This is a genomic window from Streptomyces incanus (assembly GCF_042656345.1).
GTDB lineage: Bacteria > Actinomycetota > Actinomycetes > Streptomycetales > Streptomycetaceae > Streptomyces > Streptomyces incanus.
Genome location: NZ_JBHSPC010000012.1, coordinates 169,513 through 176,009, shown reverse-complemented (window position 1 = coordinate 176,009; position 6,497 = coordinate 169,513). Strand labels below are relative to the sequence as shown.

Sequence of the window (6,497 nt, the reverse complement as noted above, 5' to 3'; positions counted from 1 at the left end):
GTGCGTACCGCTGCTCGGCTACTCGGCCGCCGCGTCCGCCGCCTGCGCCCGCAGGGCGCGTTCGACGCCTGCGCGGGATTCCGAGACGAGGCGGCGCAGGGCCGCGTTCGGTTCGGCGGAGGCCAGCCAGGCGTCCGTCTTCGCCAGGGTCTCCTCGGAGACCTGGATCGACGGGTAGAGGCCGACCACGATCTGCTGGGCCATCTCGTGCGAGCGTGAGGCCCAGACGTCGGCCAGCGCCTCGAAGTACCGGTCCGTGTACGGGGCCAGCAGCTCGCGCTGGTCGGTCTGGACGAAGCCGGCGATGACCGCCTCCTGGACCGCGTTCGGCAGCTTGTCGGACTCCACGACCGACGCCCACGCCTCCGCCTTGGCCTCCTCGGTCGGCCGGGCGGCGCGAGCGGTCGCGGCGTGGCGCTCGCCCGCGGCGGTCTTGTCGCGCTCGTACTCGCCCGCGATCTCGGTCTCGTCGTACCGGCCCACCGCCGCCAGTCGCTCCACGAACGCCCAGCGCAGCTCGGTGTCGACGGCCAGGCCATCGACCGTCTGCGTGCCGTCCAGCAGGCTGTCCAGGAGGTCCAGCTGCTCCGGCTTGCGCGCCGTCGCGGCGAAGGCGCGGGCCCACGCCAGCTGGTGGTCGCTGCCCGCCTCGGCGGCCCGCAGGTGGGCCAGGGTGGCCTCCGTCCAGCGGTTGAGCAGCGCCTCGCGGGTGTTCGGGGCGGCGTACAGGTCGATCGCCAGCTTCACCTGGCGGTGCAGCGACTGGACGACGCCGATGTCCGACTCCTTGCCGATGCCCGACAGCACCAGCGAGAGGTAGTCGCGGGTGGCCAGTTCGGCGTCCCGGGTCATGTCCCAGGCCGACGCCCAGCACAGGGCGCGCGGCAGGGACGCCTCGAAGTCGCCCAGGTGCTCGGTGACGAAGGCCAGGGAGCGCTCGTCCAGACGGACCTTGGCGTACGACAGGTCGTCGTCGTTGAGGAGGACGACGGCCGGGCGGGCCTTGCCGACGAGCTGCGGTACGGCGGTCAGCTCGCCGTCGACGTCCAGCTCGACCCGGTCGACGCGCACCAGCTTGCCGCTCGCCGCGTCCAGGTCGTACAGGCCGACCGCGATCCGGTGCGGGCGCAGGGTCGACTCGCCCTTGGCGCCGGCGGGCAGCGCGGGCGCCTCCTGGCGGATGGCGAAGGAGGTGATGGTCCCCGTGCCGTCCGCGCCGTCCGTCTCGATCTCCGGGCGCAGGACGTTGATGCCGGCGGTCTCCAGCCACTTCTTCGACCAGGTGCTCAGGTCGCGGCCGGAGGTCTCCTCCAGGGCGCCCAGCAGGTCGGACAGGCGCGTGTTGCCGTACGCGTGGCGCTTGAAGTACGCCTGCACGCCGCTGAAGAAGGCGTCCTTGCCGACGTAGGCCACCAGCTGCTTGAGCACCGAGGCGCCCTTGGCGTAGGTGATGCCGTCGAAGTTGACCAGCACGTCGTCCAGGTCACGGATGTCGGCCATGATCGGGTGCGTGGACGGCAGCTGGTCCTGGCGGTAGGCCCAGGTCTTCATGGAGTTCGCGAACGTGGTCCACGAGTGCGGCCACTTGGAGCCCGGCGCGTCCGCCTGGCAGGCGGCCTCGGCGTAGGTGGCGAACGACTCATTCAGCCACAGGTCGTTCCACCACTCCATGGTGACCAGGTCGCCGAACCACATGTGGGCCAGCTCGTGCAGGATCGTCGAGGCCCGCACCTCGTAGGCGGCGTCCGTCACCTTCGACCGGAAGACGTACTGGTCGCGGATGGTCACCGCGCCGGCGTTCTCCATCGCGCCCGCGTTGAACTCCGGCACGAACAGCTGGTCGTACTTCCCGAAGGGGTACGCGTAGTCGAACTTCTCCTGGAACCACTCGAAGCCCTGCCGCGTGACGTCGAAGATCGCGTCCGCGTCGAGGTACTCGGCGAGCGAGGGCCGGCAGTAGATGCCGAGCGGCACCGACTGGCCGTCCTTCTCGTACACGCTGTGCACGGAGTGGTACGGGCCGACGATCAGCGCGGTGATGTACGTCGAGATCCGCGGCGTCGGCTCGAACTCCCAGACGTTGTCCCGGGGCTCGGGCGTGGGGGAGTTGGAGACGACGGTCCAGCCGTCCGGCGCCTTCACGGTGAACCGGAAGGTCGCCTTGAGGTCGGGCTGCTCGAAACTCGCGAACACCCGGCGGGCGTCCGGCACCTCGAACTGGGTGTAGAGGTAGGCCTGGTCGTCGACGGGGTCGACGAACCGGTGCAGGCCCTCACCGGTGTTGGTGTACGCGCAGTCGGCGCTCACCCGCAGGACGTTGCGGCCCGGGAGCAGGCCGGGCAGGGCGATCCGGGAGTCCGCGAACACCTCGGCGGGGTCGAGGGCGTCCCCGTTGAGGGTCACCTCGTGCACGGTGGGAGCCACCAGGTCGATGAACGACTCCGTGCGGTCCGCGTCCGCCGAGACGTCGAAGCGCACCGTGGTCACGGACCGGTAGGTGCCGCCCTCCTGCGCGCCGGAGAGGTCGAGATCGACCTCGTACGAGTCAACGGTCAGCAGCTTCGCCCGCTGCTGCGCCTCTTCGCGAGTCAGGTTTGTGCCAGGCACGCGGTCATCTCCTCGTCATGTGTCGGTCTCGCCATCCTTCCACGCCACCGGCACGGAACGCGATGTCCGTTCACCGCCGGTGAGGCGCCCCGTCACGCGCGAACCTGAACCCCATGACGACCCATGCGCCCCACCCCATTCCAGTACCGGTCCTGAAGGAACTGCGCACCCTGGACGACGCGGGCCGCCCCCCGGTTGCCCGCACCGACGCCGAGGGCGGCGCCCCGCTCCGCTGCTGCCTGCGCCACAGCGAGCCGGGCTGGGGGTCCCCCCTGCTCGAACGAAGCTGAGAGCTTGGGGGCCGATCGCCCTGGTCTCCTACGCCCCCCTGCGCCGCTGGGCAGCGGAAACGGGTGCCGACCCGGGCCCGTACGACGAACAGGGGCCGGTCTTCATCCACACCGAGGACTGCGCGGGGCCGCAGGGCGACGACGGCCTCCCCTTCACCGCCGCCCACCGCGTCCTCCGCCGCTACGCCTCCGACGGCACCATCCTGGGCGGCCGCCTGGTGCACACCCCGGACGCCTTCACCCCCGCCCTCACGGAGGCCTTCACCGACCCGGCCGTCGCCCTCGTCCACGTCCGCGCGGTGGAGTACGGCTGTTTCCTGTACGAGGTGCGACGCGGCTAGCCGTGCGTGACGCGGATCTTGGACTGGCCGTGCGGAAGTTCCTCCCAGTCGTCCATGAAGCGGGCGGCCAGGCCGTACCGGGCGGCGAGGGCGGTCAGCGTTTCGGTGCGGTAGTAGAAGTCCTCGCGCAGCACATGGTGTTCCTCGCCCTCCGTCCGGTCGAAGGTGAAGTCGAACCAGCCGCCCGGCGCCAGCACCCGGCCGACATGGGCGAGGCACTCCTCGATCACCGGCAGCGGGGAGTGCGAGAAGACGCTGTGCGCGTGCACCACGTCGAAGTGGGCCTCGGGCAGGAACCGCAGCGTGAGGTCACGCACCGGGGTCAGGGTGGGCAGCCGGTCCTGAAGCCCCTGGGTCACCAGGGTGTCCTGCGCGGCGATCAGGATGTCGGGAGAAATGTCGACTCCGTGGTAGTGGCCCGACTCGAGGTAGTCGATGAAACGCCACCCCGCCCGCAGGTTGCCACAGCCGATCTCCAGCATCCGGTGCTCCGGGCGCAGCCCGTGCTCCAACAGGTAGTCGAACTGCATGGCTCCCAGCGCCAGCCAGCGCTCCCGGTTGCGGCTGCCCACCGCGGCGTCCGGGTCCTGACGGGTGTCGGAGCGCATGACCGCCCGGTAGTAGGCGACGTGGTCCGGCGAGCGGTACCGCAGCCAGGTGTCGCGGGCGGCGCGGCGCAGATGGCGGGGCACCCGGCCGGGGTGGCGCAGCGCGTAGGAGACGCGGTGGGCGATGGCGGCGCGGTTGGCCTGGAGTTTCTTCGTGGTGGGCATGGCAGGTGCTCGTCTCCGTAGGGGCGTGTGCAGGGGCATCCGCAGGGGCGCGCGTTCATGGGCGCGCTGTGCCCGATGTGTTCCCGGCAGTCCGGTCGGCGAAGCGGCCGCACCTCAAAGCCGGCTTCGCACCTCCCGGCGGGCACCGTGAGAAGAGGGCGGTCACCCCGTTCCTCCTGCCACGCAAGGACAGTCACCAGCCTCCGGCCACCGAGCCGAAGGAACCCGCCCTGACCGCCCACGCCGTGACCCGCGAGCGCGCCGGTGCACCCGGCGCGGTACCCACTGCGAGAGAACTGTGTCGCTGTTCATGAAAAGCAGAAGGGTGACCCATCCGTTCTCTGTCGGACCGAGGTGCTTTATGCGCAAAGTGGCGAGAGTGCCATGAGGCCGGGCGAACCCCGCCGGGAGCGGTCGGATCCAGTCCGACCACAGGCCAGGATCGAGGCGCATGGCGGTAGCTGAAGGATTCCTACTTCGGGTGGTATTGCAGGTATGAAGATCAGTGTGAGTCTGCCCCGGGAGGACCTGGCCTTCGTCGACGAGTACGCCGCCCGTACGGAGGCCGAGTCCCGGTCGGCCGTGATACACGCTGCCATCGAGTTGCTCAGGCAGGCGCAGCTTGAGCAGGAATACACGCAGGCTTTCGCCGAATGGGACGGGAGCGAGGACGCCGGGCTGTGGGACCGGGCGAGCGGAGACGGGATCGCCCATGAGACGTGGTGACATCTACATGGTGGACCTGGACCCGGTGCGGGGCAGTGAGGCCAACAAGGTCAGACCCGCGGTGATCGTCTCCAACAACGCTGCCAACGAGTCCGTCGTACGGCACAACCGGGGGGTCGTCACGGTGGCGCCGTTGACGTCCAACACCTCTCGCGTCCTGACGTTCCAGGTCTTCCTTCGCTCCGACGAGAGCCGTCTGCCGAAGGATTCCAAGGTGCAGTGCGAACAGGTCCGTTTCGTTGCGCCGGACCGCCTGCTGCACAGGGTCGGCGCCGTGCCACGGCAGCGCATGGCCGAGATCGACGTGGCGCTGCGGCGGCATCTGGCGTTGTGAGCATGCCGAAAAAAGGGGGTGTCCGCCGGCTGACCGGCGGACGCCCCCTTCAGGGCCGGGCAGCGGTCAGCCCTTGAGCTCGGCCGCCACCAGTTCGGCGATCTGGACGGTGTTCAGGGCCGCGCCCTTGCGGAGGTTGTCGTTGGAGACGAAGAGGGCCAGGCCGTGGTCGACCGTCTCGTCGCGGCGGATGCGGCCCACGTAGGACGGGTCCTGGCCCGCCGCCTGGAGCGGGGTGGGGATGTCGGTGAGGACGACACCGGGTGCGTCGGACAGCAGTTCGGTCGCGCGCTCCGGGCTGATCGGGCGGGCGAAGCGGGCGTTGATCTGGAGGGAGTGCCCGGAGAAGACCGGGACGCGCACGCAGGTGCCGGAGACCTTGAGCCCGGGAATGTCGAGGATCTTGCGGGACTCGTTGCGCAGCTTCTGCTCCTCGTCGGTCTCGTTCAGACCGTCGTCCACGAGGTTGCCGGCGAAGGGCAGCACGTTGAAGGCGATGGGGCGCTTGTAGACGGCCGGCTCGGGGAAGTCGACCGCGCCGCCGTCGTGGGTCAGCTGGTCGGCGTCGGCGACGACCTTCTGGGTCTGGCCGTGCAGCTCTGCCACGCCCGCCAGCCCGGAGCCGGACACCGCCTGGTACGTGGCGACCACCAGCGCCTCCAGGCCCGCCTCGTCGTGCAGCGGACGCAGCACCGGCATCGCGGCCATCGTGGTGCAGTTCGGGTTGGCGATGATGCCCTTGGGGCGGTTCGCGATCGCGTCCGGGTTCACCTCGGAGACGACCAGCGGGACCTCGGGGTCCTTGCGCCACGCGGAGGAGTTGTCGATCACGACCGCGCCCTGCGAGGCGACCTTCTCGGCCAGTGCCTTCGAGGTCGCGCCGCCCGCGGAGAACAGCACGATGTCCAGGCCGGAGTAGTCGGCGGTGGACGCGTCCTCCACCGTCACGCCGTCCAACTCCGTGCCCGCCGAACGGGCCGAGGCGAACAGGCGCAGCTCGGTGACCGGGAAGTCGCGCTCCTTGAGGATGCCGCGCATGACCGTGCCCACCTGACCGGTGGCTCCGACGATTCCGACCCTCACGGCGTCTCCCTCACTGACTGCTGCGTCCTACGACGTATACGGCGTACATGTGCCCTTTGCCTGCCGGCCGGGGCGTTTCCATCATGCGGCCGACCATGGCCCGCCTGTCCAATTCTTTGCACTCCCTGCCCGCACAGTGGGACGCGCGGGCAGGGAGCACCGGTCGCGGACCTGCGGTCGCCACCTCTTTGAGCTGCAGAAATTCAGCCGGCACAGGTCGATGGCCGCAAGGTTCCCTGCCCCGCCCCGCTCCACCCACACGGAGATGTGACGTACGCCTCCGCCCGGCCCGCGCGACGGGCGAACGTTCCGGGCTCCGTCGGCGTCGTAGGAGAAACGGCGT

The 6,497-nt window shown here is 70.1% G+C and carries 5 protein-coding genes and 1 pseudogene; 3 read left to right on the top strand and 3 right to left on the bottom strand.

Translation table 11 applies throughout. The annotated features are described in order from the left end of the window. Positions 1–18: 18 nt before the first annotated feature. A complete protein-coding gene (gene pepN / locus ACFP2V_RS04270; protein WP_381205559.1) occupies positions 19–2,607 on the bottom strand; it encodes an aminopeptidase N in 2,589 nt (862 codons plus the stop codon). A gap of 113 nt (positions 2,608–2,720) precedes the next feature. Between pepN and ACFP2V_RS04265 the strand changes: the two are divergent. Beyond that, positions 2,721–3,238: pseudogene (locus tag ACFP2V_RS04265) on the top strand (DUF1203 domain-containing protein). On the opposite strand, the gene ACFP2V_RS04260 reads toward ACFP2V_RS04265, so the two are convergent. Continuing rightward, positions 3,235–4,011: a class I SAM-dependent methyltransferase gene (locus ACFP2V_RS04260; protein WP_381205556.1), complete on the bottom strand. Its 777-nt coding sequence runs from the start codon at positions 4,009–4,011 to the stop codon at positions 3,235–3,237. The pseudogene ACFP2V_RS04265 and the gene ACFP2V_RS04260 overlap by 4 nt on opposite strands. Positions 4,012–4,506: 495 nt before the next feature. Between ACFP2V_RS04260 and ACFP2V_RS04255 the strand changes: the two genes are divergently transcribed. Together ACFP2V_RS04255 and ACFP2V_RS04250 are read left to right on the top strand one after the other, a co-directional pair. Then, a complete protein-coding gene (locus ACFP2V_RS04255; protein ID WP_381205553.1) occupies positions 4,507–4,737 on the top strand; it encodes a ribbon-helix-helix domain-containing protein in 231 nt (76 codons plus the stop codon). After that, positions 4,724–5,071, top strand: a complete 348-nt coding sequence (locus ACFP2V_RS04250) for a type II toxin-antitoxin system PemK/MazF family toxin (protein ID WP_381205550.1) — start codon at positions 4,724–4,726, stop codon at positions 5,069–5,071. Before ACFP2V_RS04255 ends, ACFP2V_RS04250 begins: the two co-directional genes overlap by 14 nt. 66 nt (positions 5,072–5,137) lie before the next feature. On the opposite strand, the gene ACFP2V_RS04245 is transcribed toward ACFP2V_RS04250, so the two are convergent. After that, positions 5,138–6,154: an aspartate-semialdehyde dehydrogenase gene (locus ACFP2V_RS04245; protein ID WP_381205547.1), complete on the bottom strand. Its 1,017-nt coding sequence runs from the start codon at positions 6,152–6,154 to the stop codon at positions 5,138–5,140. Between the last annotated feature and the right edge of the window lie 343 nt (positions 6,155–6,497).